26 protein-coding genes are annotated in these 26,362 nt (G+C 67.2%); 11 read left to right on the forward strand and 15 right to left on the reverse strand.

Going from position 1 to position 26,362, the window contains the following annotated elements; genetic code table 11:
• Positions 1-11 precede the first annotated feature (11 nt).
• Positions 12-770, reverse strand: coding sequence for a glucose 1-dehydrogenase (locus OXM58_18835; protein MDE0150419.1), 759 nt, complete (start codon positions 768-770; stop codon positions 12-14).
• A gap of 276 nt (positions 771-1,046) precedes the next feature.
• Here OXM58_18835 and dacB point away from each other — a divergent pair, with 276 nt between their 5' ends.
• Entirely contained in the window at positions 1,047-2,618 is a 1,572-nt protein-coding gene (gene dacB, locus OXM58_18840; GenBank protein MDE0150420.1) for a D-alanyl-D-alanine carboxypeptidase/D-alanyl-D-alanine-endopeptidase, read from the forward strand.
• 42 nt (positions 2,619-2,660) lie between these two features.
• A complete protein-coding gene (locus OXM58_18845; GenBank protein ID MDE0150421.1) occupies positions 2,661-4,973 on the forward strand; it encodes a xanthine dehydrogenase family protein molybdopterin-binding subunit in 2,313 nt (770 codons plus the stop codon).
• Here OXM58_18845 and OXM58_18850 read toward each other — a convergent pair.
• The 4 genes from OXM58_18850 to OXM58_18865 form a co-directional block, all read right to left on the reverse strand.
• Positions 4,970-5,653 carry an ABC transporter permease gene (locus tag OXM58_18850; protein ID MDE0150422.1) on the reverse strand — a complete coding sequence of 228 codons (684 nt, stop codon included), beginning with the start codon at positions 5,651-5,653 and terminating at the stop codon, positions 4,970-4,972. The genes OXM58_18845 and OXM58_18850 overlap by 4 nt on opposite strands.
• A 5-nt stretch (positions 5,654-5,658) precedes the next feature.
• The gene (locus OXM58_18855) at positions 5,659-6,399 is read right to left on the reverse strand and encodes an ABC transporter permease subunit (GenBank protein ID MDE0150423.1); all 741 of its coding nucleotides are present in this window, start codon (positions 6,397-6,399) and stop codon (positions 5,659-5,661) included.
• 91 nt (positions 6,400-6,490) lie between these two features.
• The gene (locus tag OXM58_18860; GenBank protein MDE0150424.1) at positions 6,491-7,243 is read right to left on the reverse strand and encodes a transporter substrate-binding domain-containing protein; all 753 of its coding nucleotides are present in this window, start codon (positions 7,241-7,243) and stop codon (positions 6,491-6,493) included.
• A gap of 127 nt (positions 7,244-7,370) precedes the next feature.
• A complete protein-coding gene (locus OXM58_18865; GenBank protein ID MDE0150425.1) occupies positions 7,371-8,159 on the reverse strand; it encodes an ATP-binding cassette domain-containing protein in 789 nt (262 codons plus the stop codon).
• Positions 8,160-8,271: 112 nt separating this feature from the next.
• Here OXM58_18865 and OXM58_18870 point away from each other — a divergent pair, with 112 nt between their 5' ends.
• Positions 8,272-8,487, forward strand: coding sequence for a type II toxin-antitoxin system HicB family antitoxin (locus OXM58_18870; GenBank protein MDE0150426.1), 216 nt, complete (start codon positions 8,272-8,274; stop codon positions 8,485-8,487).
• 288 nt (positions 8,488-8,775) lie between these two features.
• Here OXM58_18870 and OXM58_18875 read toward each other — a convergent pair whose 3' ends face one another.
• Entirely contained in the window at positions 8,776-10,233 is a 1,458-nt protein-coding gene (locus OXM58_18875; protein MDE0150427.1) for an amidase, read from the reverse strand.
• Positions 10,234-10,520: 287 nt separating this feature from the next.
• Here OXM58_18875 and OXM58_18880 point away from each other — a divergent pair, with 287 nt between their 5' ends.
• From OXM58_18880 to OXM58_18895, 4 genes are all read left to right on the forward strand, one after another.
• Entirely contained in the window at positions 10,521-11,135 is a 615-nt protein-coding gene (locus OXM58_18880) for a pyridoxamine 5'-phosphate oxidase family protein (GenBank protein ID MDE0150428.1), read from the forward strand.
• Positions 11,136-11,198: 63 nt separating this feature from the next.
• Positions 11,199-11,717, forward strand: a complete 519-nt coding sequence (locus OXM58_18885) for a hypothetical protein (protein MDE0150429.1) — start codon at positions 11,199-11,201, stop codon at positions 11,715-11,717.
• 222 nt (positions 11,718-11,939) lie between these two features.
• Positions 11,940-12,860 carry a cytochrome c gene (locus tag OXM58_18890; GenBank protein MDE0150430.1) on the forward strand — a complete coding sequence of 307 codons (921 nt, stop codon included), beginning with the start codon at positions 11,940-11,942 and terminating at the stop codon, positions 12,858-12,860.
• A 72-nt stretch (positions 12,861-12,932) separates the two neighbouring features.
• Complete coding sequence (locus OXM58_18895; GenBank protein ID MDE0150431.1) at positions 12,933-13,355, forward strand: SRPBCC family protein; 423 nt, start codon at positions 12,933-12,935, stop codon at positions 13,353-13,355.
• A 61-nt stretch (positions 13,356-13,416) separates the two neighbouring features.
• On the opposite strand, the gene OXM58_18900 is transcribed toward OXM58_18895, so the two are convergent.
• From OXM58_18900 to OXM58_18910, 3 genes are read right to left on the reverse strand one after another with little or no spacing between them, the layout of a single operon-like run.
• Positions 13,417-13,749: a hypothetical protein gene (locus tag OXM58_18900; GenBank protein ID MDE0150432.1), complete on the reverse strand. Its 333-nt coding sequence runs from the start codon at positions 13,747-13,749 to the stop codon at positions 13,417-13,419.
• Positions 13,750-13,758: 9 nt separating this feature from the next.
• Positions 13,759-14,631: a hypothetical protein gene (locus OXM58_18905; protein ID MDE0150433.1), complete on the reverse strand. Its 873-nt coding sequence runs from the start codon at positions 14,629-14,631 to the stop codon at positions 13,759-13,761.
• 4 nt (positions 14,632-14,635) lie between these two features.
• A complete protein-coding gene (locus OXM58_18910) occupies positions 14,636-15,547 on the reverse strand; it encodes a hypothetical protein (protein MDE0150434.1) in 912 nt (303 codons plus the stop codon).
• A gap of 256 nt (positions 15,548-15,803) precedes the next feature.
• On the opposite strand from OXM58_18910, the gene OXM58_18915 reads away from it, so the two are divergent.
• Positions 15,804-17,102 carry an AMP-binding protein gene (locus OXM58_18915; protein MDE0150435.1) on the forward strand — a complete coding sequence of 433 codons (1,299 nt, stop codon included), beginning with the start codon at positions 15,804-15,806 and terminating at the stop codon, positions 17,100-17,102.
• Between the two features lie 203 nt (positions 17,103-17,305).
• Positions 17,306-18,073 (forward strand): SDR family NAD(P)-dependent oxidoreductase, encoded by a 768-nt coding sequence (locus OXM58_18920; protein ID MDE0150436.1) that lies wholly within the window; start codon positions 17,306-17,308, stop codon positions 18,071-18,073.
• Positions 18,074-18,159: 86 nt separating this feature from the next.
• Here OXM58_18920 and OXM58_18925 read toward each other — a convergent pair whose 3' ends face one another.
• The 6 genes from OXM58_18925 to OXM58_18950 form a co-directional block, all read right to left on the reverse strand.
• Entirely contained in the window at positions 18,160-19,353 is a 1,194-nt protein-coding gene (locus OXM58_18925) for an ABC transporter substrate-binding protein (protein MDE0150437.1), read from the reverse strand.
• 86 nt (positions 19,354-19,439) lie between these two features.
• Positions 19,440-20,144, reverse strand: a complete 705-nt coding sequence (locus tag OXM58_18930; protein MDE0150438.1) for an ABC transporter ATP-binding protein — start codon at positions 20,142-20,144, stop codon at positions 19,440-19,442.
• Positions 20,134-20,937, reverse strand: a complete 804-nt coding sequence (locus tag OXM58_18935; GenBank protein ID MDE0150439.1) for an ABC transporter ATP-binding protein — start codon at positions 20,935-20,937, stop codon at positions 20,134-20,136. Before OXM58_18935 ends, OXM58_18930 begins: the two co-directional genes overlap by 11 nt.
• An 11-nt stretch (positions 20,938-20,948) precedes the next feature.
• Positions 20,949-21,839, reverse strand: a complete 891-nt coding sequence (locus OXM58_18940; protein ID MDE0150440.1) for a branched-chain amino acid ABC transporter permease — start codon at positions 21,837-21,839, stop codon at positions 20,949-20,951.
• Positions 21,840-21,848: 9 nt separating this feature from the next.
• Positions 21,849-22,964 carry a branched-chain amino acid ABC transporter permease gene (locus tag OXM58_18945; protein ID MDE0150441.1) on the reverse strand — a complete coding sequence of 372 codons (1,116 nt, stop codon included), beginning with the start codon at positions 22,962-22,964 and terminating at the stop codon, positions 21,849-21,851.
• 24 nt (positions 22,965-22,988) lie between these two features.
• Positions 22,989-23,894, reverse strand: a complete 906-nt coding sequence (locus OXM58_18950; GenBank protein ID MDE0150442.1) for a hypothetical protein — start codon at positions 23,892-23,894, stop codon at positions 22,989-22,991.
• A gap of 157 nt (positions 23,895-24,051) precedes the next feature.
• Between OXM58_18950 and OXM58_18955 the strand changes: the two genes are divergently transcribed.
• The gene (locus OXM58_18955) at positions 24,052-25,116 is read left to right on the forward strand and encodes an aromatic ring-hydroxylating dioxygenase subunit alpha (GenBank protein ID MDE0150443.1); all 1,065 of its coding nucleotides are present in this window, start codon (positions 24,052-24,054) and stop codon (positions 25,114-25,116) included.
• A 17-nt stretch (positions 25,117-25,133) separates the two neighbouring features.
• Positions 25,134-26,336 (forward strand): NAD(P)/FAD-dependent oxidoreductase, encoded by a 1,203-nt coding sequence (locus OXM58_18960; GenBank protein MDE0150444.1) that lies wholly within the window; start codon positions 25,134-25,136, stop codon positions 26,334-26,336.
• Positions 26,337-26,362: the final 26 nt, after the last annotated feature.

Raw genomic sequence — 26,362 nt, forward strand, 5'->3', positions numbered from 1 at the left:
CGACGCGCTTCCTACAGGTGCACCGAGCCGCCGTCAGCGGCGATGGTCTGGCCGGTGATGTAGCCGCTGGCGTCCGACGCGAGGAAGACGGCGAGGCCGGTGAGATCGCCGGGCCGGCCCAGTTCCTTGAGGCATTGCACCTCGATCATCTTTTCGCGGATGGCGTCGGTCCGGCCGACATTCTCGACCTCGGTCTCGATCAGGCCGGGCATGATGGCGTTCGCCGTAATGCCGTCCGGCCCCAGCTCCCGCGCCATCACCCGGGTCATGCCGATCACCGCGCTTTTCGACGTCACATAGTGCATGAAGCGCGGCAGGCCCATCGGCACCGTACTCGAAGAAATGTTGATAATACGGCCCTTCTTTCTGGCCCGCATGTCCGGCAGGACCGCGGCCGCGCACAGCATGCTGCCCGTGACGTTCACCCGCATCACCCGGTCCCATTCCTCGAGCGGGATGTCTTCGAATCCGCAGCGGCCCAGCTTAGTGAAGATGGCCGCGTTATTGAGCAGAATGTCCGTGCCGCCAAATGCCTTGCGCGCCGCAGCCGCCATCGCGTCGACGGACGCCGGCTCGCCGACATCCGCCTGCACGGCGATGGCCGAGCCGCCGGCGTCCTCGATTTCGCCGGCGACCACTGCGGCGTTGGCGCCGTTCAGGTCGGCCACCGCGACGTTGGCGCCTTCCTGCGCCAAGGCCAGGGCGTAGGCGCGGCCGATGCCCTGTCCGCCGCCGGTGACGATGGCGGTCTTGCTGTCCAGAATTGCCACAGTGCGCCTCCCTCCCGATGCCGCGGCAATGTTCCAGCGTCGCGGCAGAAAGGCAAGCCGCCGGGCGGCGAAGCCGCGTTGTGCCGCACAATCGGGCAGGCGTCAGAATGCCGGATTTGTCTGGTGTGCAATTCGGCCGGCCGCGGGGTATAGTCGCGGCGCAATCCTTCGCCTCGCAGGCTCGCCGCATTCGCGCGACGGGTCTGCGCGTCTTTCCGGGGCGTGGGCGGCTCCGGGCCGCGTCCGGCAAGCAGGAATATCGGCAATGAGACTGTCGTGAGGCAGCGGAATGTTTTGTGGGCGGTGCTGACGGCTGGCGTTTTCGTGCTGGCGGCCGGCGCTGCGCACGCAACCGGAGCCGATTCGCAGACCACGGGCGCAGCGGCAGCGCCGCTCGGACTGGAAGAGCTGTTCAAGCGTTTCCGGATCGATGAGCGCAGCGTCGGCTATATCGCCCTGGATGCCGCCACAGGCGCGGTCCTGACGGCGCGGCGCCCCGACGGCGCCTTTGTGCCGGCCTCCGCCATCAAGGCGCCGACGGCCGTTATGGCGCTTGAGGTTCTTGGTCCGGCGTATCGTGCGGAGACGCGCCTCTACAGGTCCGGATCGGTCGGGGGCGGCGCCCTGAAGGGCGATCTGGTCCTGGTCGGCGGCGGCGATCCCGAACTGTATACCGAAGATTTCCTGCCGATGATCCGGGCGCTGAAGAAGCGGGGAATCCGGCGGATCGACGGCCGGTTCCTTTTCGACGACGGTTTGTTTCCGGAGGCCCGGGCGTTGAGCGGCGCACACAATATCGATGCCGCTTACAATCCGGGCGTCGGCGCCCTGTCGCTCAATTTCAACCGGCTGCGGCTGAACTGGCGCAGGTCCGGCAAAAGCCTGAAGGCGCAGATCTTTTCCAAGACCGACAATATGGTGGTGCCGGTCGATATCGTAGCCGCCGGAGTCGCGCCAGCCGGAACGCGGGCGCGGCGCGGTGTGGTCCGCACCGTAGAGGGTGGAACGCCGCGCTGGATGGTCGTGCCGACGACAAAGCGGAGCGGCGCCATGTGGGTGCCGGTCAAACGGCCCGGCCTTGTGGCCGCCCATGTGTTTCAGCAACTCGCCGGGCAGCACGGAATCGCCGTGCCCGATCCCGGGCGGGGCGCTTTGCCGGCCGGCGCCGCGCTCGTCGCGGTCCATCGCTCCGAACCGTTGATCGAGGCGGTGCGGCACTTCCTGAAATACAGCAACAATGTCGCGACCGAAATCATCGGCCTTGCGACGACCCGGCGAATTGCCGGCGCGCCGCTGGATCTCGCGCAGTCCGGTGCCGCAATGGCGGCCTGGTGGCGCCGGCAGGTTCCCGGCGCGGACCGGTCCGGCCTGCGCATTGCCAACCATTCGGGGTTGAGCCGGGAGACACGCATTTCGCCGAGGCAGATGGCGGCCCTCCTGCGCTGGGCGCGCAACCGGGATTATGCCGGCCACCGCCTGTGGGACCTGATGCAGCCCTATTGGGTCGGCGCCGGAAAGGCCCGCGCGACGAGGCCGCGGCTGCGGAACGGGAATCATGCCGGGTCGCGGCCGGGCGGGAGCGCTGCGGGCCGGTCCGGCCCGGTGCGGTCGGCAATGCAGATTCGCGGCAAGACCGGTACGCTTAACCACGCCCGGTCTCTCGCCGGCTACATGGTGACCCGGTCGAAGCGCGAGGTCGTGTTCGCCGTGTTCCTCGACGATGAGCGCGCCCGCCTTGCCGCCGCCGAAGCGGGCCGGCGCTACAGGCAATTGAAGCCGGCCCGCTGGGCGTGGCGATCCCGCGTGGTGCTCAACAACATCGTCCGCAAGATAATGCTCGAATTCTGAGGCTCCGGCCTCGCAAATCCGAAATCTCCAGGAGTCCCGCCCATGAAGTTCGGAATCGGTCAGCCCGCGCCCCGGCGCGAAGACCGCCGCTTTCTCACCGGCCGCGGCAGATATGTCGACGACATGAACTTTCCCGGCGCGCTGCATGGCGCGGTGGTCCGCTCTCCGCACGCCAGGGCGAAGATTCTCGCGGTCGATGTCGAAGCGGCGCGCGTGGCGCCGGGCGTGACGGCGGTCTGGACGATCGACGATCTGGACGCCGCAGGGATCGGCGACGTACCGTGCCACACTTCGCCGGTCGTCATGGGCGAGCCGCCGCCGAAATTCTGGCCTGCCCGTCCTGCCCTGGCGCGCGGCGAGGTCCGCTATGTCGGCGAGCCGATCGCCTTCGTCGTCGCCGGGAGCCGCGCGGCAGCCGAAGACGCCGCCGATCTCGTCCTGGTCGATTACGAGGACTCGGCGCCGGCGGCGACGCTCGCACAGGCCGAAGCGCCCGGCGCGCCGAAAGTCTGGAACGAGGCCGAAGACAATATCTGCTTCGCCTTCGACCGCGGCGACGCAGCGGCGGCGGACGCGGCCTTCGAGCGCGCCGCGACGACGGTCTCGCTGCAGATCTACAACAACCGGGTTTCGCCCAACAGCATGGAGCCGCGGGCAACGGTCGCCACTGTCGATCCGGCCGACGGCCGCCTGGTCGTCTACACGGCATCGCAGAATCCGCACGGTATCCGGCCGGTCCTGGCGGCCAGCGTCTTCGGCATCCCGGAGACCGAAATCCGTGTCGTCAGCCCCGATGTCGGTGGCGGCTTCGGCATGAAGAACAACGCCTTTCACGAGGATGTCCTGGTCTGCCACGCCGCGCGGGTGTTCGGCCGGCCGGTGCGCTGGACGTCGAGCCGCTCCGAAGGGCTGCTCAACGACACCCACGGGCGCGATGTGCTGGCCGATGCCGAACTGGCGCTGGATGCGGACGGCAAAATCACCGGATTGCGCGTGCGCGCCCGCTACGCCATGGGCGCCTACCTGTCGTCGGCCGCGCCCGCGGCGGCGCTCGTCGGCTGCCTGATCTACAGCGGCGTGTACGATATCCCGGCCGCCCACCTGTCGATCACCGGCTATTTCACCAATACGGCGATGGTCGGCCCCTATCGCGGCGCCGGCCGGCCCGAGGCGATCCACGTCATCGAGCGGCTGGTCGATCTGGCGGCGCGCAAGACCGGCATCGACCCGGTCGAGCTGCGCCGGCGCAACATGGTGGCGCCGGCTCGCCTGCCCTATGCCGGCCCCTTCGGGCCGACCTACGATACCGGCAATTTCCCCGCGCTGCTGGACAAGGCGCTGACCGCCGCGGACTGGGACGGCTATGCGCAGCGCGCGACCGCAAGCGCGCAGGCCGGGAAGGTGCGCGGCCGCGGGCTGGCCTATTTCATCGAGACCTGCGGCCTGTTCAACGACCGGATGGAGATCCGCTTCGACGAAGGCGCGGGCGTGACCGTCCTGGCCGGCACCCACAATCACGGCCAGGGCCACGAGACGGTCTTCACCCAGTTGGTGTCGGAATGGCTGGGCGTTCCGCCGGAGCGGATCCGTTTCGAGCAGGGCGACACCGACAAGGTCGGCTTCGGCCGCGGCACCTATGCGGCGCGCAGCATGACGGTCGGCGGCAACGCCCTGCGCGACGCCGCGGACAAGGTGATCGAGCGCGGCAAGTTGCTCGCCTCCGTGCTGTTCGAGGCAGCGCAGGAGGATATCGCGTTCGACAACGGCGAATTTTCCGTCGCCGGCACCGACAAGAAGGCGGGCTGGGCACAGATTTGCCACGCTGCTTTCATACGCGGTGGGCCCACGGCCGCCTTCGGGCCGGGGATCGAGGCGACCGGCAGCTTTTCGCCGACGACGCCGAACTTCCCCAACGGCTGCCATATCGTCGAGGTCGAACTTGACCCGGAGACCGGCCACGTCGCCGTCGATCGCTATACCTCCGTCGACGATTCCGGCCTGGTGCTGAACCCGCTACTCTATGCAGGGCAGATCCACGGCGGCATCGTCCAGGGCTGGGGCCAGGCGATGCTGGAACAGGCGCTCTACGACGAAGACAGCGGCCAGCTGCTGACCGGCAGCTTCATGGACTACGGCATGCCGCGCGCCGACGACCTGCCGGCCTTCGCGCTCGACCATCTGCACATCCCCTGTGCGACCAATCCGCTGGGCATCAAGGGCGCGGGCGAGAGCGGCACGGTCGGCGCTCTGCCGGCGATCGTGAACGCCGTGGTCGATGCGCTGGCGGATGCCGGCGTGACCGACATCTCCATGCCGATGACGCCGGCCAAGGTCTGGGCGGCGCTGAATGCCTAGCCTGCCGCGCGGAGATAGCGGTTCATCCGCCGTTCGCCGAGGCGGAAGGCTCCGGTGACGGCCAGCGCCAGGGTCAGGTACATCGCGGCGGCGTAGAGATAGACCGTATCGTCGTAGCCGCGCGAGAAGACCGAGCGGGTCTCGCCCATCAGGTCGTAGACGGTGATCGTGCTGACCAGCGCGCTGCCTTTCATCAAGAGGATGACTTCGTTGCCGTAGGCCGGCCAGGCGATGCGGATGGCGCGCGGGAGGACGATCCGGCGATAGACCGTCGCCCTGGACATGCCGCAGGCTTCGGCGGCCTCGACCTCGCCTTTCGGCACGGCGGCGATCCCGCCGCGCAGGATTTCGGCGACATAGGCCGTCGTGTTCAGGGTCAGGCCGAGCAGGCCGCAATATTCCGCGTCGCCGAGCACGATCCAGAACGGGCTCTCCCGCACGGCCTCGAACTGGGCGAGGCCGTAATAGAGCAGGGCGAGCTGGACGATCAGCGGCGTGCCGCGGAAAAAGTAGATGTAGAGATAGGCCGGAACGGCAATCCAGCGCCGGTCCGACCGCCGTGCCAGCGCGAGGGGAATCGCCAGGACCAGCCCGATCACGCAGGCCAGCGCGACCAGCTTGACCGTGACGGCCGCGCCGTCGATCAGCCGGTCGCCATATCTGATCCACAGGTCGAGCATCGGGGTCAGGCGCTCCGGCGCAGAAGCTGGCGCGGCATGGCTTCGCCGGCGACACCGCGATTGGCGTGCTGTTCCAGCCGGGCGCGGAAGAAATCGGAGACGATGGTGAGCAGCAGGTAGAGCACGGTCGCCGCCAGATAGAACACGAACGGGCGCTGGGTCGCCTCCGCCGCCACGCTGGTTTCGCGCATCAGTTCGTCCAACGCGATGACGCTGACCAGCGACGTGTCCTTGAGCAGGACCATCCAGAGGTTGCCCAGACCCGGCAGGGCAAAGCGCAGCATCTGGGGAAAGCGGACGCGCAGGAAGACCTGCCGGCGCGTCATGCCGATGGCGAGCGCGGCCTCGATCTGGCCTTTCGGCACGGCCATGAACGCGCCGCGGAAGACTTCGGAAGCGAAGGCGCCGAAGATCAGCCCGAGGGCGAGCGATCCGGCGAGCCGCTTGTTGAAGTCGAAGCCGCCGTCATGGCCGAAGAGGTTGAGCAGCGCCTCGATCGCCGCGCCGCCGCTGTAATAGACCAGCAGGATGATCAGCAGTTCCGGGATGCCCCGGACGAGCAGGCTGTAGGCTTCGGCGATGCCGCGCAACACCGGCGAGCGCGAGAGCTTGGCGCCGGCCGCCGCCAGGCCGAGGGCGAGGCCGATCGCCAGGGAATAGAGCGCGATCTCCAGCGTGACGAGGGCGCCGACAACGAGTTCATCGCCGAAACCCGTGTCGCCGAACTGGAGAATTTCAGGAATCATCCCGCCGCCGTAGATTCGGAGGTCCGGCCGCCAAAGAAAAAGCCCCCGTCCGGCGGGAGGGGGCTTCTATCGTGCTTCCCGGAACCGGCATCTAGTAGATGTCGAACGGAAAGTATTTCGCGTTGATCTTGGCGTAGGTGCCATTCTTGCGCAGGGCGAGGATTGCGGCGTTCACTCTTTCAAGAAGTTCAGTGTCATCCTTGCGGGCGGCGATGCCGATCTTGTCCTCGTTGCTGATCTGGCCGCCCGCCATCTCGAAGCCCTTGTTCTTCTTGACCCAGTCGTAGGACGGCAGCAGGTCGGACAGGATGGCGTCGACGCGGCCGGCCTTCAGGTCGAGCCAGGCAGCGGTCTGCTTGTCGTAGACCTTGATCTTCGCGACCTTGCGGTAATTGTCTTCGAGATACTGCGAGCTGACCGTCGCGCGCTGGGCGCCGAGGGTCTTGCCCTTGATGCCGTCGGCCGTCGGCTTGAAGCCGTTGCCCTTTTTCGCGACGAACTGGAGATAGTTCGAATAGTAGGGCGTGGAGAAGGCGACCTTCTTCTTGCGCTCCTCGGTGATCGACATGCTGGCGACGATCAGGTCGTATTTCTTCGCCAGCAGGCCGGGAATGATGCCGTCCCAATCCTGCGCGACCAGCGTGCATTTCGCTTTCATGTGCGCACAGATGGCCCTGGCGAGGTCGACGTCGAAGCCGACCAGTTCGCCCTTGGCGTTCTTGCTGTTGAAGGGCGGATAGGCGCCCTCGGTGGCGATCCGGATGTCGCGGGCGGCGGCCGGCGCCGAGAGGATGGCTGCGCCGACCATGGCGGCAGCGGCAAGCAGAGTGATTTTGCGGATCATCGCGATAGGTCTCCCTGACCGAATTTTTGTTTCTTCGGTTGCCTCCCCCGGCTCACAGCGGGCTTCCCGAAAACGCCTTCGCATTCCGTCCGGGGCGTTACGGCTGGGAACCAGCTTACAGCGGCCGCTACATCTGGCTAGACAGGAATTGCTGCAGCCGTTCGGATTTGGGCGCGCCGAACAGGCCGGCCGGCGGGCCTTCCTCCTCGATCCTGCCCCGGTGCAGGAAGATCGTGCGGTCCGACACTTCCCGGGCGAACCCCATCTCGTGGGTCACGACGATCATCGTCCGGCCTTCCCGGGCAAGATCCTGCATCACGCGCAGCACTTCGCCGACCAGCTCGGGATCGAGCGACGAGGTCGGTTCGTCGAACAGCAGCACCTTCGGCTGCATGGCGAGCGCCCGGGCGATGGCGACGCGCTGCTGCTGGCCGCCGGAAAGTTGCGCGGGATAGCTGGCATGCCTGTCTTCCAGGCCGACCTTTTCCAGCAGCGCCATGGCTTCCTCGCGCGCGGTGGCCCGGCTGCGCTTCAACACCCGGACCGGCCCTTCGGCAACGTTCTGCAGCACCGTCATGTGGGCCCACAGGTTGAAACTCTGGAACACCATGCCGAGTTGCGAGCGGAGTCGGACGATCTGCTTGCGGTCGACGCCGGTCAGCCGGCCGGCGCGGTCGGTGCGGACCTGGAGTTCCTCGCCGTCCAGCACGATCCGGCCCCGATCCGGAATTTCCAGGAAATTGATGCAGCGCAGAAAGGTGCTCTTGCCCGAGCCGGAACTGCCGATGATCGCGATGACCTCGCCGGCCGCCGCGGTCAGGGACACGCCGTTCAGGACGTCGAGCGCGCCGAAGCTCTTGTGGATGTCTTCGACGACAAGCGCAGGCGGCGTCGACCCGGCGGGATGTTCCGACATCCGTCCATCTTCTAGTGCGTATCCGCCATCGATGGAACCGGAGTGAGGCGGCGCTTCCCGCCCGGCCCTCCGATCGGTTACGAATGGTCTGCGGACCGAAAGGAGACACGGCATGAACAGGCGGCTGACCGCAATCGTCGAATGGGAGGGCGATGGATACGTCGCGCTGTGCCCGGAAGTGGATGTCGCCAGCCAGGGAGACACCGTGTCCGACGCGCGCGACAACCTCGCCGAAGCGCTGACCCTGTTTTTCGAGACCGCCTTCGCCGAGGAGATCGACAGGCGGTGCGGTGTAGCGTTTTCGGCAGGACCGCAACGCTGCGATTGAAGAAGTCAAAATGGCACTAGGGATTCATCTTTAAGGTCTCGGCACCAAAACGCCGCCCCAACCCGCATTTCTCACAAGAATTGTCGCCCCGGCCCCCGAGCCGGGGCCCAGGGCTACTGGCAAATCGGAGGATACGGTTCCAGGAGACAGCAACTACCGCGGCGCTGCGTGGGTTGGATTGCAGAACTGCGAAACCCCTGCCGCCCATCTCTGAACGCAACGACCGTCGTGCGACTCTGGACCCCGGCTCGGGGGCCGGGGTGAAATGAAATTTGCGAGAAGTGCTCTCTACCCCTCCCGCGCCCACAGCTCCCGGCACAGCACGCCGACCTGGTCCTCGATGGCCTGGGCGGCGTCCAGCGCCAGGTCTTCGCGGAAGCGGCTGGCGACGATCTGGCAGGCGTTGGGCAGGCCGTTCAGCGTGCCGACCGGCGCGATTGCGCAGGGCAGGCCGAGCAGGTTCAGCGCCGAGATGAAGCGGGCGGCGGTGAAGATCTCGTAGACCCGCTGCGGCCCCTGCAGGTCCTCGTTTAGCAGGTTGACCGGCTGGACCGAGGCCGGAGTGAGGATGAGCGGCGTCTCCTCGAGCTGCGCCATCCATTCCCGGACATGGCGGGAGCGCTGCGCGATCGCCGTCATGTAGCCCTTGAGGTCGAGCCGGTTGGAGAAGGCGAGATAGGCGTCCAGCGTGTCGGTGAGGGCGGGCGTGGCGACCCGGTCGATGATCTCGCGCTGCATGGTCTGGACCTCCGCCATCAGGATGTCGGTCCACATCTGCCAGGTTTCTTTCAGCCGCGGCGCCGGGCCTTTCTCGACCGCATAGCCCGCGTCGGCCAGCATCGCCGCCGCGGCGTCGACCTGGGCCATGACCGCCGGGTCGCAGTCCATGTCGTCGTCCGGCTGGGCGTAGAGTACGCGGATCGGGCGCTCCGGCGCCGGCCCTTCGAGCGGCACCCCTTCAAGCGGTACGGGGCACCAGAACGGGTCGCGCCAGTCGCGCGCCGCCATGGCTTCGAGGCCGAGCCGAACGCTCGCGACCTCGCGCGCCATCGGGCCCTGCACCGACATGAGCTGCGCCATCAGGGGCCGCTCGGCCGGCGCGCTCGGATTGTAGGCCGGCACCCGGCCGAGGGTCGGCTTGATCGTCGCCAGGCCGTTCGACCAGGCCGGGAAGCGCAGCGACCCGCCGATATCGTTGCCGTGGGCGATGGCGCCGATGCCCGCCGCCACCGCCGCCCCGCCGCCGCCCGACGAGCCGCCCGGATTGTGCAGCGGGCTCCACGGGTTCTTGGTCGGCCCGTGCAGGGGATTGTCGGTGAAGGCGCGAAACGAGAATTCCGGCGTGTTGGTGAGGCCGAGGATTATGGCGCCCGCCTTGCGCAGGTTGGCGACGACCGGCGAATCGTCCGGCGCGATGACGTCCTGGAAGGCGGCAATGCCGTTGGTGTTGGCCTGCCCCTTGAAGTCGACGTTGATCTTGACCGTGACCGGGACGCCGTGCAGCGCGCCGAGCGGCTTGCCGGCCGCCCGGTGAGCGTCAAGGTCCGCGTCTGCCTGCGCTGCGGCCGCCCGGGCCTCCTCGCGCAGGTCGATCACGACGGCGTTGAGCGCGGGGTTCGCGGCGTCCATCCGCGCGCTGTGCGCCTCGACCGCCTCGGCTGCGGAAATGTCGCCGTCGCGGATGGCGGCTGCGGTCGCCGGGGCGGACCATTGCCAGATCGGGCGGGCAGTATCGGATAGCGTCATGGGGCAGTCCTGAAACGAAGTGGCGGGCGGCGCCGGGACGGTTCGAAGCGGTGCCGCCGTCCGGGCCCTCGGGGATGCCCGTAGAGATACCGGTTTTCGCCGCCGTGCCAACAGCCGAATGCGTCAATTCGGCCGTGCGGCGCCGGTCTGCCTCTGCGCGAACGCCGGCGACGGCGCGCGAACCACTTGCATCGGCGGGCGGGCCGGAGCGACAATGCCGGCGTGACCGACAAACCCGAAATCCGCGGCGCTCGCGAAGCGGGCGCGCGACGCCCGGTGCGCTGACGGTGGCCGTCGTGGACAGCCTCGAAGCGCTGCGTGCGCACTATCGCGCGCCGGGCGAACGGTCCCGCCGGAAGGTCGTCGACCGGCTCGACGACCATTGCCGGACCTACATCGCCCATGCGCCGTTCCTCGTGATCGGCACCAGCGCAGCGGACGGCGGCCCCGGCGACGTCTCGCCTCGCGGCGACCGGCCGGGCTTCGTTCACGTCGTCGACGACCGGACGATCCTGATCCCCGACCGGCCCGGCAACAACCGGCTCGATACGCTCACCAATATCCTGGAAAACCCGGAAGTCGCGGTGATCTTCATGATCCCGGGCTTCGACGAAACCCTGCGCCTCAACGGCCGCGCCGGCCTGACCGACGATCCCGAACTGCTGGAACGGCTGGCGATGGGCGGCAAGCCGGCCCTGATGGCGATCCGCGTGCGCGTGCGTGAAGCCTATATCCACTGCAACCGCGCCCTGCGCCGGGCGGGCCTGTGGGACGAAGAGAGCAAGCCGGACCGTGGAATCCTGCCCGGAGGTGGCCGCATGGTCCATGAAATGGCCGGGCTGGACGGCGATCCCGAAGAAGCCGACCGCAGCTATCGGGAGGGGACGCGGACGCTGTATTGACGAAATCCGGTCAGCAGCCGCTCCGCTATCCGCCCTCCCGCCGCCAAACTTCCGGAAACCGCGATGTTCAGGCTCATATCCTCAATCGGCGTAGTCATGGCCACCTATGCCGGTTTTGCGCTGCTGGGCCCGGTGCTCGGCCCCGCCGATTTCCGGATGGCCGCGTTCCTGGTCGAGCCGGCCTGGGCGATCCCCCTGCCGTCGGGCGGGATGTGGCAGGTGGATTTTCGCGTCCTTTTCCTCCTGGTCGGCCTGATTGCGCTGGCGTTCGAGACCCTGAAGACGGCGCGCGCCGGCGGCAGGACGCTGGGCTATCGCCTGCTCGCGATCCTGTGGCTCGGCGGCGGCGGCGCCCTGTTCCTGCTGGTCGGCGGCTTCGGCACCTCGACCTTCCTTCTGCTGACCGCCATGGCGGGGTTCGACGCGGCGTCCGGGTTGCTGGCGCCCCTGTTGAGCAGCCGGCCCGACGCCGATGTCCCGGACGAGGACTCCGAAGCGCCCCGGCTCGAAGCCCCGCACGCCGAAACGCCGGCTGCCGAAGGCCTGCCGGCGCACGAACCGGCGCCGACCGTCGACAGATAGGGCCTTGCAGCGTCATCCGGAAGCGGGCTCCATCGGCCCTTCTGCGGTCGGCAACGCGATTCGTCTTCGCCTTATTTCGGCCCCAGGTTTCCGGCACAGGAATTTTGGATTTATCGAAATGGAACGGCATGGCACAGTCGGGAGCGAGACGCCCCGGCCGGCCGGTCGCCGTTCGACAGGTTTTCGGCGTCAAAGCCGCAAAGGACGAACCCGCCGCCCGATATGCGCCTGATCAGGCTTTTGCTGTTCCTCGCGGTCGTAGCGGCTTTTGCCGCCAGCATTCCCGCTTTCTTCCCGTCGCTGATCTGGCAGACGCCGAAGGCCGGCGCGGATTCGGCGACGGCCGACGCCGCGCGCGGCGCCTATCTGTTCGCCATGGCCGGCTGCGCGGGCTGTCACACCCGCAAGGGCGGCACGCCGCTCGCCGGCGGGCGCGAGATCGCCTCGCCGTTCGGGGTTTTCGTTTCGCCGAACATCACGCCGGACGCCGCCACCGGGATCGGCGGCTGGACCGAGGCGGATTTCATCCGGGCCATGACGCTGGGCCTGTCGCCCGACGAGCGGCACTACTATCCGGCCTTTCCCTATGTCTCCTACACAAGGATGACGCCTGACGACCTGCGCGACCTGTGGGCTTACCTGAAGACCATCCCGCCGGTCACCGGCCGGACCGGGGGGCACCGGCTGGCCTTTCCCTATTCGTTCCGGCCCGGCCTCGGCCTGTGGAAGCTGCTGTTTCTGGAACCGGGCCGCTACCGGCCGGACCCCGGGAAATCGCGCAGCTGGAACCGCGGCGCCTATATCGTGACCGGGCCTGCCCATTGCGGCGAGTGCCATACCCGGCGCAACATTCTGGGTGGATTGCGCAACAGCGTCCGGCTGGCGGGCGCGCCGGACTATGGCGACGGCAAGACCAAGATCGGCGGCGCGCCCAACATCACGCCGCACATGGCAAAGGGCATCGGCGGCTGGAGCCTCGAGGAGATCGTGTTCGCGCTGCAGACCGGCGTCACGCCGGCGGGCGACGTGCTGGGCGGAGAAATGGAAGAAGTCGTCACCAACGTCACGTCGAAGCTGACCGATGCCGACCGCCGGGCGATCGCCGAATATCTCAGAAGCGTGCCGCCCAAGTCGCTGGAATAGGACGATGCGGCGCTTGCCGGCCGGGCGCGCCGGGACGCAGGATCGGGAAGACCTGGGGAAAAGGAGCAAACCATGCCGACGGTGACGAAAGAGGCGGTATTTGCTGCCGCGGCGGACGATGTCTGGGCGATCGTGCGCGAATTCGGCCGGCTCGACGATTGGCTGCCGCCGGTCGTCGTCTGCCGAACCGACCGCGACGGGATCGGGGCGCTGCGGACGCTCACGCTCGGCGACGGCGCGGTGGTCGTGGAACGGCTCGAAGCCCTTGACGACGCAGCGCGGACGCTCACCTACTCGATGGCCGACGCCGGCCCGATGCCGCTGGTCGATTACGTCTCGACGATCGCGGTGCGCGCGAACATGGACGGCACCGCGACCATGAAATGGTCCGGCAGCTTCGGCGTTTCCGGCGCGGATGAGGGCGAGGTCGTCGCCTCGATCGAAGAGCTGTACCAGACCGGGCTGGATTCGGTAGGCGAGAAGCTGGCCGGGTAGGCCGGTCGGGCAAAATCCGCCGGAACCATCGGTGCCATTCCGGTCGCCGCAGCCCGCCGCCTTAACCCTTCTCCGCTTTCTTCGCGTCGAAATATTTCTTTGTCGTGAAGCTCAGGCCCCGCTCGGCATAGCCTCGGCACTGGCGGTCCTTGAATTCGACCGCCTTTTCCCACTCGTCCACGTCGTAGAATTCGCGTTCGGCGACGCAGCGGATTTCCGAGACCGTGCGCGCATCGAGGCCGAGCTTTTCCGCGATCTCCTCGTCGGAAAGGCCGGGCTGCCGCTGTTCGGCCGGCATATGCTCCGGGTAGTTGACCTGGATCGACTGGGACATCGCCACGACCCGGTCGCGGTATGTCCGGTAGACCTCGGGATCGACGAAAAAGAAGGGCATGGCCGGCTCCTATCGCAGCTGGCGCTTCTCGGCGCCCACGGGGCACACGCGCATACATTCGAAACACTGGCCCTGGCTGATGTTGGCGTAGGTCATGGACCACAGCGTGCGGGTCATCAGGTTCGAGTTCAGGATCATCCGCCGGCGGTCCCGGTCGTCCTCCTCGAACAGCTTTTCCATCGCCTTCTGGAAGCCGGGCACCCAGTAGGTCTGCACCCGGGTGGTGCAGCGCGCGGCGTCGAACCGCCGGCTCGCGATGCGGCCGTCCTCGAGCGTGCCGCCGATGCAGCCGTCCTCCTCGATCGGGCAAACCGCCATGCACGGCGTCTTGCCGATATCCTCGTACATCTCCACGCATTCCGGAGCCGGGCAGGCGGGGGTTTCCGGCTGCGGATCGGGCGCCAGCGGCAGGGTGGTGATGACGGCGGAATAATACATGAAGCCGTAGTCCGGATGGAGCACCGGGCCCGCGAGGCTGGCCGAACCGCAGCCCGCCAGCTCCGCCGCCAGCGACATGCTGAGGAAGGGCTGCCGCCCCTTGTCCAGCGCCTGCGGAACGTTGAGCGCGTAATAGCCGTAGGTGCGCTCGATATGGGTCGCGACCCGGTTGCCGAGGGCAGAGATACGGTCGGTCGTCGAACTGACCTCCATATGCTCGTATTTCGGGCTCTGCCAGTCGGCCGCCCGCGGCTGCGCGCCGCCCATGACCACGACGGATTTCGCACCGGGCAGGTAATCCGCCGGCCGCTTGCCCTCGGGCGCGGCGGTGAAGGCCCTGGCATCGGCGACGCCCATGACCAGGGCGCCGCTCTTCAGGGCGAAGGCGCGCAGGTCTTCCTTGATGTTGCTGTCGGTTCCGGCGGCGGTCGGCGCGTCTGCCATGGTCTTACTTCAGCTTGCGTTCCTTGCGCCCGATCGGGCACACGCGCATGCATTCGAAGCACTGGGCCACGCTTTCCTTGTAGAAGCTGACCGAACTGCACGACCGGGCGAAGAAATCCGAGTTGATCATCATCCTCCGCTTGTCCCGGTCCTCCTCCTCGGCGATCTGTTCGAGCGCCTTCTGGAAGCTCGAAATGCCGAAGTTCATCGAGCGCGAGACGCAGCGTTCCCGGTCGTAATAGACATGCTCCATGTTGCCGTCTTCGTCGATCGAGCCGTCGAGGCAGCCGCCGTCGTCCGCCGGGCAGGCGGCCATGCAGGGCGTCTTGCCGATATGGCGGTAGGTCTGCACGCACATGGGCGCCGGGCACACCCCCTGTTCGAGCATGTCGTCGTAGTCGAGTTCCAGCGTCGTCAGGCAGGCCGAGTAATAGAGCAGCCCGTATTGCGGATTGAGGATGATGTTGGCGGCGAAGGAGCGGGTGCCGCAGCCGGCGAGCACGGCGGCCAGCATCATCGACATGCGCGGCTGGTAGCCGGCGGTCGGCAGGGCCGGGCCCTGCATGGCGTAGTAGCCGAGCTTCCGCTCGATATGGTCGGCGACGACGTGGATTGCCCGGTCGTTGGCGAAATCGTAGCCGTTGACCTCCATGATCCGGTGGTCGGGCGACTGCCAGGCGCCGGCGTTCGGCCCGCGCACGCCGACGACGATGACCGATTTCGCGCCCGGCAGGATATCGTAGGGGCGATACCCTTCGGGGACATACTCTTCCCAGCGCTCGACCGGCGCGATCCCGACCACGTCGCCGCCGGCCTTGAGCGCGAGCGCCTTGATATCGGCGGTCCGCCGGGTCCGTTCCGGCAGCCGCGGCGCGGTCTCGCGCTCCTCAGAACGGGTTGCGCTACTGGTGGACATGAGTTTTCACGGGCTGCGCCGTCGCCGTTTCGCGGATCCCCTACACGTTAGAGAATTGCCGGTTCCGGTCAACACGGTCAGCGGCCCAGCAGGGATTGGGCCGGGGTTGGGCCGGGATCGGGCGGAGCCGGGCCCGGACGGGCAAAGGCCGATAGACCTGCCGCGCCGGTTGCGCCAGACTGTCGGCGAACGGGAGCGACCGGGACGGCGGCTGAGGGAGCCGCGACCCGACCCGTCGGCGGGGGATGGCGCAGGAATGTCCGATCCGTTTCAGTTGCCGGCGTCGCGAGACGATATCCGGGCGATCCAGAGCCGGCGCAAGCGCGCCGCCTTCGAGCGCGCAAAGCGGGCGAAATGGTATGCCGCCAGGCTGGACGGCATCGATCCCGACCGCCTGGACGAGCCGGAGGAGTGGGCGAAGATCCCGGTCCTGGACAAGGACATCCTGCGCCAGTGGTCGCACCGGGAGTTCATGGACCGGCTCTGCATCGTCGACAACACGGACATCGCCGAGTACTGGCGTTCGGGCGGCTCGACCGGCAAGCCGGTCTTCTATCCGCGCACCTTCGCCGACGTCGACTACGGCATGCTGTCGTGGCGCCGGGCCTGGGGCGTGACCGAAACGCCGCCGGGCGAACTGGCGCATATCTGCTTTCCCATCGGCGTCCATCCGGCCGGCCAGGTCTGGGCGCGCGGCGCCCACGGCGCGGGCGTCGGCGTGTTGTGGGCCGGCGCCGGCAATGCGATGCCGACCCGGGCGCAACTGGAGCTGATCGCCAATATCCGGCCGACCGTGCTCGTCGGCATGCCGAGCTTCGCCTTGCACATGGCGAACATCGCGGACGCCGAAGGCATCGACCTGCGCGAGAGCAGCATCGCGCGGATCATCACCGCCGCCGAGACGCTGTCGGACGCCAAGCGCGAAAAGCTCAGCCGCGACTGGGGCGCCGAGGTGTTCGACGTGTTCGGCATGTCCGAGGCCGGGCTGATGGGCGGCGAGGGCAAGGCCCATGACGGCATCCACATCTGGACCGACCTCTATTTCATCGAGACGGTGGACGAGCAGACCCTGGAGCCGCTCAACGACGAGCGGCCGGGCATGTTGCTGGTCACGCCGCTGGTGACCGGCCACGCCACGCCCTTCCTGCGCTGGAATTCAGGCGATATCGTCTCGCTGCACGACGGCGGCGCGACCGGCCACCGCTATGCCGAGCTGTTCCCCATGATCCGCCACGCCCACCGCACCGCCGGCTTCTTCAAGGTGCGCGGGATTAACGTCAATCACACGGACTTCGAGGATTTCATCTTCGCCGACCCGAAGGTGAACGATTTTCAGGTGGTGCTGAACACAGGGGAGTCCGGCCTGGAGGACGTCCTGCTGCGCCTGGAGTTGAAGCGCGGCGCCGATACGACGGAAGCCGTGGATACGCTGCGCTTCAGAATCCGCCAGACCTTCGAGCTGGCGGTCGCGACCGAGGTGCTGCCCAACGGCGAACTGGGCAAGGATTTCGAGAAATTCATGAAGGCGCCCCGCTTCGTCGACCGGCGGGTGTAGGTGTCGGGGAGGCCGGGCCGGAACCGGTCCGCCGGATGCGCGGCACGAGGCGGCCCCGGCACTAAAGTATTCCGTCGAGAAGACGACATTGGCCCGGTCCGGAATTTTGCCGGTTCAAAATATTATCCAGCGAATACTTCACCGGTTCGGGTCGAGTTCGGATGATTGACGAACATGCGAAGACAATATGGAAGGATACTCCGATGGCGGACGTTTCCCTGCAAAACCGCACCGCGCTGGTCACCGGAGCGGGCTCGGGCATGGGGCAGGCCCACGCCGAACTTCTGGCCGGGCGCGGCGCTCACGTCATCGTGCAGGATATCGTGCCCGAACGGACGGAAGCGGTTGCCGGGGCGATCCGCACCGCCGGCGGTTCGGCCGAGCCGCTGCCTGGCGACGCTGCGGATATCCGCGCCATGCAGGCGGCGGTCGAGGGGATCGCCGGGGCACGCGGCGCGGTCGATATCCTGGTCAACAATGCCGGCATCTCCGGCCGTCAGCTTCCGTTCGAGCAGATCGACGAGGCCGGTTACGACGCGATGCTGGCCATCCATGTCAAATCGGCCTTCTTTCTCAGCCAGGCGGTCGTCCCCGGCATGAAGGCCCGGCGCTGGGGCCGGATCATCAACGTGTCCTCGATGTTCGCCATGATCGGCAGCCCGAACGCGCCGCATTATACGGTCGCCAAGGGCGCGCTGCTGGGGCTGACCAAGGCGCTGGCGCGCGAGCTCGGCCCGTGGAACATCACCGTCAATGCCCTGGCGCCGGGCCTGGTGAAGACCGAAATGACGCAGATGAGCCTGAACGACGATGCGGAATTCGAGCGCCGGGCCGCGACGGTGCCGATGCGGCGGCTCGCCGAACCCCGCGACCTTGCCTATGCGGTCGCCTTCCTGGCTTCCGATCAAGCCGCCCTGATGACGGGCCAGACGATCAGCCCGAACGGCGGCAACGCCATCGTCGGCATCTGAAACCGGCCGACGCCGCAGGAGAGGGTTTCGGGCCTCCCCTGCGGCGTCGGGCGCAGGACCGGAAACGATCCTGCGGGTCTGCCGTACTAGTTCTTGCAGGGCAGCGACTTGTGCTCGCCGAGCAGGACCCACTCGCTGTTTTTCATGGTCATGACATAGCCCGGCAATTGCGCGTCGCCGGTCTTTTCGAAGCAGATCTGGCCGATTACGCCGTTGTAGACGACGGTGTGCAGGCCGTCGCGAATCTTCGTGCGCTCTTCGGCCAGCTTTGCCGGATCGCCGGTGACTTTCTGCTCTTCCATGACCTGCTTGAGCAGATAGACGGCGTCGTAGGCCGACGCGTCGACATGGTGAGGGAACGGCTTGTCGACGCCGCGCTTCTTGTTCTCGGCGACGAACTTGCGGGTGAATTCGCGGCTGCGCTCGTCCTTCTTGTACCAGAACCAGGCCGAGAAGACCGCGCCTTCGCCATCTTTGCCCATCTGCCGGGTGATTTCCGGATCGGCCCAGATCTGGGCGCCGATGATCGGCGTCATGACGCCCTGGCGGCGCATTTCCTTGAGCACGCGGACGGCGACCGGGGTGATGCCGGCAAGGCCGACATAATCGATCTTCTGTCCCTTGAGTTGCGTGACCTGGGCGGAAACGTCGACCGCCTTGGTCTCGAAGCCGATCGGCGCCTTGGCGAGCTTGACGCCGTTCTTCGCGAAAATCGGCTTCATGATGAACAGGCCGACGGCCTTGGAAACGACATCGTCGGTACCGTGCATGATCGCTGCGGACTTGATCGACATGCCGCGCTTCTTGAGCGTCGAAATCACCCGCTGGAACTGAAGGCCCTCATTCTCCGTCATGCGGAAGGCGTAGGAGAATTTGTCCGCCAGCTTGGGCGCCGAGGAGGCGTTCGGAATCTGGACGATCCTGGCGCGCTCGCCGGCGGCGAAGGCGACCCGCGCCTCCGAGGACGAGAAGGGGCCGACCACGGCCAGCGCGCCGTCGTCGCGGGCGAATTTCCGCACCGCCACCACGGCCTGCTTCGGATCGCCCGCGGTGTCGAACTTGGCGACCCGGACTTTCTTTCCGTTGATGCCGCCGGCCGCGTTGATCTCGGCCACCGCAATGTCGATCGCCACTTCCGTGGTCTTCGCGATCGTCGAATAGATGCCGGTCAGGCCCAGGCTTGCGCCGATCACGATGTCATTCTGCGCTGCCGCCGGCGTACCCGCCGCAGCACCCGCCGCCACCAGGCCGGCGGCCAGAAGGGTTTTCCTCATGCTCATTTCAATCCTCTTTCTTGCGGGCCTCCGCCCGCGCTCCCTCATTGCCGGCGCCCCCGTTCCAGCCTTGGGGCCGGGGCCGGCGGCGCTCAGTTCCCGCCGAGATACGCCTCTTCCAGGCGATCGTCGGCGAGAAGCTCCTCGGCCGTCCCGGACAGGACGGTCGCTCCGAGTTCGAGAACATAGCCGCGGTGCGCGGTCTGCAATGCCATGTGGGTGTTCTGCTCGACCAGCAGGATCGTCAGGCCGTCCCGGTTCAGGTCCGCGATAAGGTCGAACAGGCTCTGGACCAGGATCGGCGACAGGCCGAGGGACGGTTCGTCCAGCATCATGATCCTGGGTTTCGCCAGCAGCGCGCGCGAGATTGCCAGCATCTGCTGCTCGCCGCCCGAAAGCACCGAAGCCATCATGTCCCGGCGCGCCGCGAGGTTGGGAAACCGGTCGTAGACCTCGTCGATTTCCCGGTCGAAATGGTCGCTGCGGGAGTAGGCGCCCATCTGCAGATTCTCGTGCACCGTCAGGCTGACGAAAATCTGCCGGCCTTCGGGGACCAGGGTCAGGCCGGCGCGCACCCGCTTCGGGCTGCTCCAGCCGGTCACCGTCTCGCCGTTCAGCCGGACCGAGCCGCCGGCCGGCTTGACGGTGCCCTGCACCGCCTTGAGCAGCGAACTCTTGCCGGCGCCGTTTGCGCCCAGGACGGTGACGATCTCGCCTTCGGCCAGCTCGAGATCCAGCGCCTTGATCGCGTGGTTGCGGCCGTAGCGGACATCGAGTTCCTCGACCTCAAGAAGCATCGGCCGCCCCTTCCGCCGCCCCGCGCCCGGCCATGCTGGTGTCGCTGCCGAGATAGGCCTCGCGGACCTGCGGATCGTCGTTGACCTCGGCCGGCGTGCCTTCGAAGATCTTCTTGCCGAAATTCAGCACCGCCACATGGTCGCAGAGATTGTGCACGAAATGCATGTCGTGCTCGACGACCAGCAGCGTGACGCCGCTTTCGGAAACCTTTTCGAGCAGCGCGAGCAATTGCTGGGCCTCGACCTGGTTGAGGCCGGCCGCCGGCTCGTCAAGCAACAGCAGCCTGGGCTGTGAGACCATGGCGCGGACGACTTCGATCCGCTTCTGCACGCCATAGGGCAGGTTGGCGACCACCTGGCCGGGATAGGTCTCGAGCCCGGCTTCTTCCAGCGCCTCCTTCGCCGCCGTGGCCCAGCGGTTGCGCGGCCTGAAGCCGAGCGGATACAGCAGGTCGCCGAGCCGCCGGGCGCGGGCATGCTGGCCGAGCATGACATTCTCGACCGTCGAGAGGTGCGGCATCAGCCGGATGTTCTGGAACGACCGGGACATGCCGAAGATCACCCGGTCCTTGGCCGGCACATGGGTGATGTCCCGGCCGTCGAGCACCATCGTCCCTCCGTCGACCGGGTAGACGCCGGTCAGCAGGTTGAACACGGTCGTCTTGCCGGCGCCGTTCGGCCCGATCAGCGCGGTGCGGCTGCCCCGCTTCACGGCGAAGCCGACATCGTCGATGACCTTCAGGCCGCCGAAGCTCTTGTGCAGGCCTTCGATGCTGAGGACGTCGTCCGCCATCGCCGCCCCGCCTATGCGGCCCCGGCGGCCGGCGCCGGGCCGGACCGGCCGCCGAACGGCATCGCGATACGGTCAATCAGCGTCCGCGTGACCAGGCCTTCCGGCCGGAACACCATCATCAGGACGATGATCGCGCCGAAGAAGATGAACCGGGATTCCGCGATCCAGGCCTGGTCGCTGGCCGTCGCGATCTGGCGCAGCGCCTCGGGCACGATGGTGAAGAAGGCGGCGCCGATCAGCGGCCCCCAGGCCGTCTGCGTGCCGCCGAGTAGGACGTAGAGCAGAATGTAGATGCTCACCAGAACGTTGAAGGTCTGGGTCTCGACATAGTTGTAGTGATGGGCATAGAGGGCGCCGCCCAGGCTCATCAGGGCTGCGCCGAGGGTGAACGCGGCGACCTTGGCGAGGCGCACATCGACGCCGAACAGGGTCGCCACGGCTTCGTCGTCGTGGATCGAGCGCATCGCCAGGCCCAACCGCGTCGACATCAGGAAAAAACACAGCAATACGACCAGGATCGTGACCGGCACGACGACGAGGTAATCGGCGTGGGAGTCCACCGGATAGCCCGCGGCCGCGCCGAGGAACTCCAGATTGATGATCAGGCCGGCGACGACTTCCGCGAAGGCGAAGGTCGCGAGCACCATGTAGACGCCGCGCGTGCGCAGGATCGGGAAGGCGATGACGAAGCCGATCGTTGCGGCAAACACCATGGCGGCCGGGATCGCGAGATACATCGGCACGCCGGAAGCGTTGAACCAGGCGCTCGCATAGGCGCCGATGGTGATGAACCCGGCGGCGCCGAGATTGAGCTGCCCGGAAGCCGCCGGCAGGAAGATGCCGTAGGCGTAGATCACGTTCAGGCACAGGATGATCAGCTGGGATTCGAGATAACCGCTCATCGCCGCACGCTAGAACTTGCCCTTGCCGATGGCGGTGTGGCCGAACAGGCCGGTCGGGCGGACGATCAGGATCAGCAGCAACAGGCCCCAGATCGGGATTTTCTTGAAGGTGGCGCCGACCATGTAGATCGACATGACCTCGACCATGCCGATAAACAGCGCGCCGACGATCGCGCCCCAGACATTGCCCAGGCCGCCAAGCACCATCCCGGCGATGGCGACGGTGGCGACCGTATCGCCGACATAGGCGTCGACGGTCGTGTAGTTGATCGTGAACAGGATGCCGGCGATGGCGCACAGCAGGCCGGTGATGACGTAAACGACCGGCACGATCCGGCCGACCTCGACGCCCATCAGGGGCGCGGTATCAGGCCGCTCCGCGATCGAGCGCAGCGCCCGGCCCAGCTTCGTCGTTTTCAGCATGATCGACAGGCCGAAGACGATGGCCAGCGACAGGATCAGGCTGAGCAGCTGCGGCACCGAGAACAGCACCGGCCCGACCTCGAAACTGGCGTTGCCGAAGGGCGAGGACGTGGTCAGCGCATCCGATCCCCAGGTGCTGATGACCGTGTGCTCGATGACGATCAGGAAGCCGAGGGAGCTGACCAGCGGCAGGGCGTGTTCCGTGGCGTCGCCGTATTTCGCCTTCATGTAGCGGTAGGTGAAGCGCTCGATCAGCAGCGAAAGCACCGAGACCGTGAACAGGGCGACGAATATTCCAACGACCCAGCGGCCGCCCTTTCCGGTCGCTGCGTCCAGCCAGGCGAAGACCTCATTGCCCGGTTTCGACGCAACGATCTGCCAGAAGATCAGCAGGGCGCCGGCGGCCAGGCCCAGCGCAGCGCCGGATTTGACCGGCGCCGGCAGTTCGGCGTGCTGCAGCCGGTCGGCGGCCATCATGGCGAGCACGAGCAGAACCGCAATCGCGGTCAGGTCGAGGGCGATGCCATGTCCTTCGAGAATTGCCCACATCAGGACGGAGGCGAGCATGAACAGCGCCGGCACGGTGAAATTCAGGAAATTCAGCATGCCGATGATCAGGGTGAACGCGACCGCCACCATGACGTAGACGCCGCCCAGCATCAGGCCGTTGACGATTTGCTGGGGAAGCTGGGACAGGTCCATGGAGAGGCGCCGGCGATCCGCCCGTCAGGCCGGAATGTGGGATCTGTGGTTTTCCAGGTACCACGCCGCTATGGCTTCGCGGGTCGCCCACCACACGCCCTCGAACCCCCGGGCATAGTCCAGGAACTCGCGCAGGGCCCGGATCCGGTAGGGATGGCCGGCGACATGCGGATGCAGGCCGACATTCATCAGCCGGCCGCTTTCCGCGCCTTCGAGGTAAAGCTGGTCGAACTGCTCCTTCAGCAGCTCCAGCGCCATCCCGGTGGACATGCCGCGCCGGTGGAAGAAGGTGAAATCGTTGATCTCCACCGAATAGGGCGTGGAGACGATCGGGCCCGACGGCGTGCGGATCAGGTAGGGCTGCTCGTCGTTCATGTAGTCGCACAGGAAGATCAGGCCGTTTTCCGCTAGGATGTCGGCGGTCTGCGAGGTGCCGCGCAGCGAGGAGGACAGCCAGCCCCGGGCGGGCTTGCCGACGACCTGTTCGTAGACGTCGAGGGTGCGCCCGATCAGGTCGGCCTCGGCGGCCCGGTCGAACTGGTAATTGGTCAGCAGGTCGCCCTGCTCGTAGTTATGCGCCACCAGTTCCCAGCCGCGTTCCTTGACGGCGTCGATCACCGGCCGCCGTTCCAGCCCCATCTTGGCGTTCATGGTGCAGCCGGCGGGCACGCCGGCCTTGTCGAAGGTGTCGATCATGCGCCAGACGCCGACCCGCTGGCCGTACTCGCGCCAGGTGAAGTTGTGATAGTCGGGCACGTTGCCGGGCAGCGGATCGGGCAGCACCGGCGGGCCGCCGGCGTAATAGGGCGCGGTCGTATCCTTCACCAGGTCCCAGAATTCCAGATTGATTGTCAGGATGAGCGCCAGACGGGCGCCGTTCGGCCATTTCAGCGGATTGCGCGCGGGCAGGGGGATATAGTCGTAATGCATGGTTTCGCAGGATGCTCCCGGCGCGCCTGCGCCCGCTGCATTTTGCGCAGTAAAGTGCATGCAGCCGATGGAGTATGTCAACGCGGCCGGCGGCAGTCGTATCTGCCGGAGTGCCGCAGAGAATCGGCAAAAACCGAAGAGTTGGACCGGAAGGGCGATGGGCGACGGTTATATCCGGAATGCCTGGTATGTCGCGGCGTGGCACCACGAGCTTCCGGGCGGCGTGGACCGCGCGCCGCTCGCCCGCACGCTGCTCGGCGAATCGGTCGTGCTGTTCCGTCAGGCCGACGGAACCCCGGCAGCCCTGGAAGACCGCTGCCCGCACCGGCGCATGCCGCTCTCCATGGGGTCGGTCGTCGGCGACAACCTGCAATGCGGCTATCACGGATTCACCCTGAACGCCGCCGGACGCTGCGTGCGCATACCCGGCCAGGACAGCATCCCCGAGGCCGCCCGGGTGCGCGCCTATCCGGTTGTCGAGAAATGGCGCTGGATCTGGATCTGGCCGGGCGATCCGGCGCTGGCCGACGAAAGCCTGATCCCGGACGTTGCCCTCAACGACCATCCGGACTGGGCCGTCACGGAGGGCGATCCCCTGCATGTCGAGGGGCATTGCCAGCTTGTCGTCGACAATCTGATGGACGGCTCGCACGTCTCCTTCGTGCACAAGTCGACGCTCGGCACCGACGATGTCGCCGACATTCCCGTGCGCGCCGAACGCGACGGCGACCGTGTGCGCATGACCCGCTGGATCCTGGACCGGCCGCCGGCGCCGATCTACGCCGCGCTCGGCGGGTTCGAGGGCAATGTCGACCGCTGGCAGATCATCACCTTCGAACCGCCGGCGATGGTGGTGGTCGATATGGGCAGTGCGGCGGCCGGAACCGGCGCGCCGGAAGGCGACCGCAGCCGGGGCGTGGAACTGCGGTCCTTCAATCTGATCACGCCGGAAACCGACCGGAGCTGTTTCTATTTCTATACCCATGTGCGCAACTTCGCGCTGACGGATGCGGACGTGGACCGGCGGGTCAGGGACCTGTTCCGTGAAGCGTTTCTGGAGGACAAGGCCGTCATCGAGGCGGTGCAGCGGGGCAACGAGCGATTCCCCGACAGCCCGCGCGTCGATGCCGCCTTCGACCGGGCGCCGACGATGGCGCGGCGCACCGTCGAGCGGCGTGCCCGGCAGGAAGCGGCGGCGCCCCGCGCCGTTGCCGCGGAATAGCCGGAAGGGCGGGGCGCATGGCGGAAACGGACCGGGTAATCGTCGCGGGCGCGGGGCCGGTCGGCATGACCGCCGCCGCCTACCTGGCGCTGCACGACATTCCGGTGCTGGTGCTGGAGGCGGGCGACGACCTTGCGACCGACCTGCGCGCCTCGACCTGGCATCCGCCGACCCTGGACCTGCTGGATTTCTTCGACGGCATCGTCGCGGAGCTTGCCGGCTGGGGCCTTGTCGCGCCGACCTGGCAGTATCGCGACCGGGAGACCGGCCCCGTCGTCACTTGGGACCTGGGCCTGCTCAGGGACGACACCGGCCACCCCTACCGGATCCAGGCCGAGCAGTGGAAGCTGACCCGCCTGCTGCACCGGCGCATGGCGGACGTGGCGCATTTCGATCTGCGCTTCGGCCATGAGGTGACCGGGGCCGGCCAGGACGGCGACCGCGCCTGGGTTGCCGCGAACACCGCGGACGGCATCGAGAAATTCGAAGGCCACTGGGCGATCGGCTGCGACGGCGCCAACAGCGCGGTGCGCCGCTCGCTGGGCGTCGCCTACGACGGGCTGACCTTTCCGGAGTTGTTCCTGACGCTCTCGACCGGCTTCGAATTCCGCGGGCCGATGCCGGACCTCACCCTGGTCAACTATTTCGCCGATCCCGAGGAATGGCTTGTGCTGCTCCGGGTCGTCGACGCCTGGCGGGTGCTGTTCCCGACCGGCCCGGACGAGGACATGCAAGTTGCGCTGACCGACGAACGGGTGCAGGAGCGGCTGGACGGTGTTGCGCCGGGCTGCGGCCCGTTCGATGTCGTGCACAAGACGTATTACCGGGTCCATCAGCGGGTCGCCGACACCTACCGGATCGGCCGCATCCTGCTGGCCGGCGACGCCGCGCACATCAACAACCCGCTCGGTGGCATGGGCATGAACGGCGGCATCCAGGACGCCTTCAGCCTGTGCGAAAAGCTGGTCTCCGTCTGGCGCGGCGAAGCGGAAGAAACGGTGCTCGACCGCTACGAGCGGCAGCGCCGGAAGATGGCGCTGGATTTCGTGCAGCAGTCGACCGTCCGCAACCGCGAGACCCTGATGGAGACCGATCCGGTGCTGCGGGAGAAACGGCACGACGAGATGCGTCGCACGGCCGGGGATCCGGCGAAGGCGCGCGAATTCCTGCTGCGCAGCTCGATGATCGCCGGGTTGCGCGAAGCCGAGGCCATCCCCTAAGGACAGAAGCGAACCCCGCACAAGCG

Source organism: Rhodospirillaceae bacterium (assembly GCA_028819475.1).
Classification (GTDB): domain Bacteria; phylum Pseudomonadota; class Alphaproteobacteria; order Bin65; family Bin65; genus Bin65.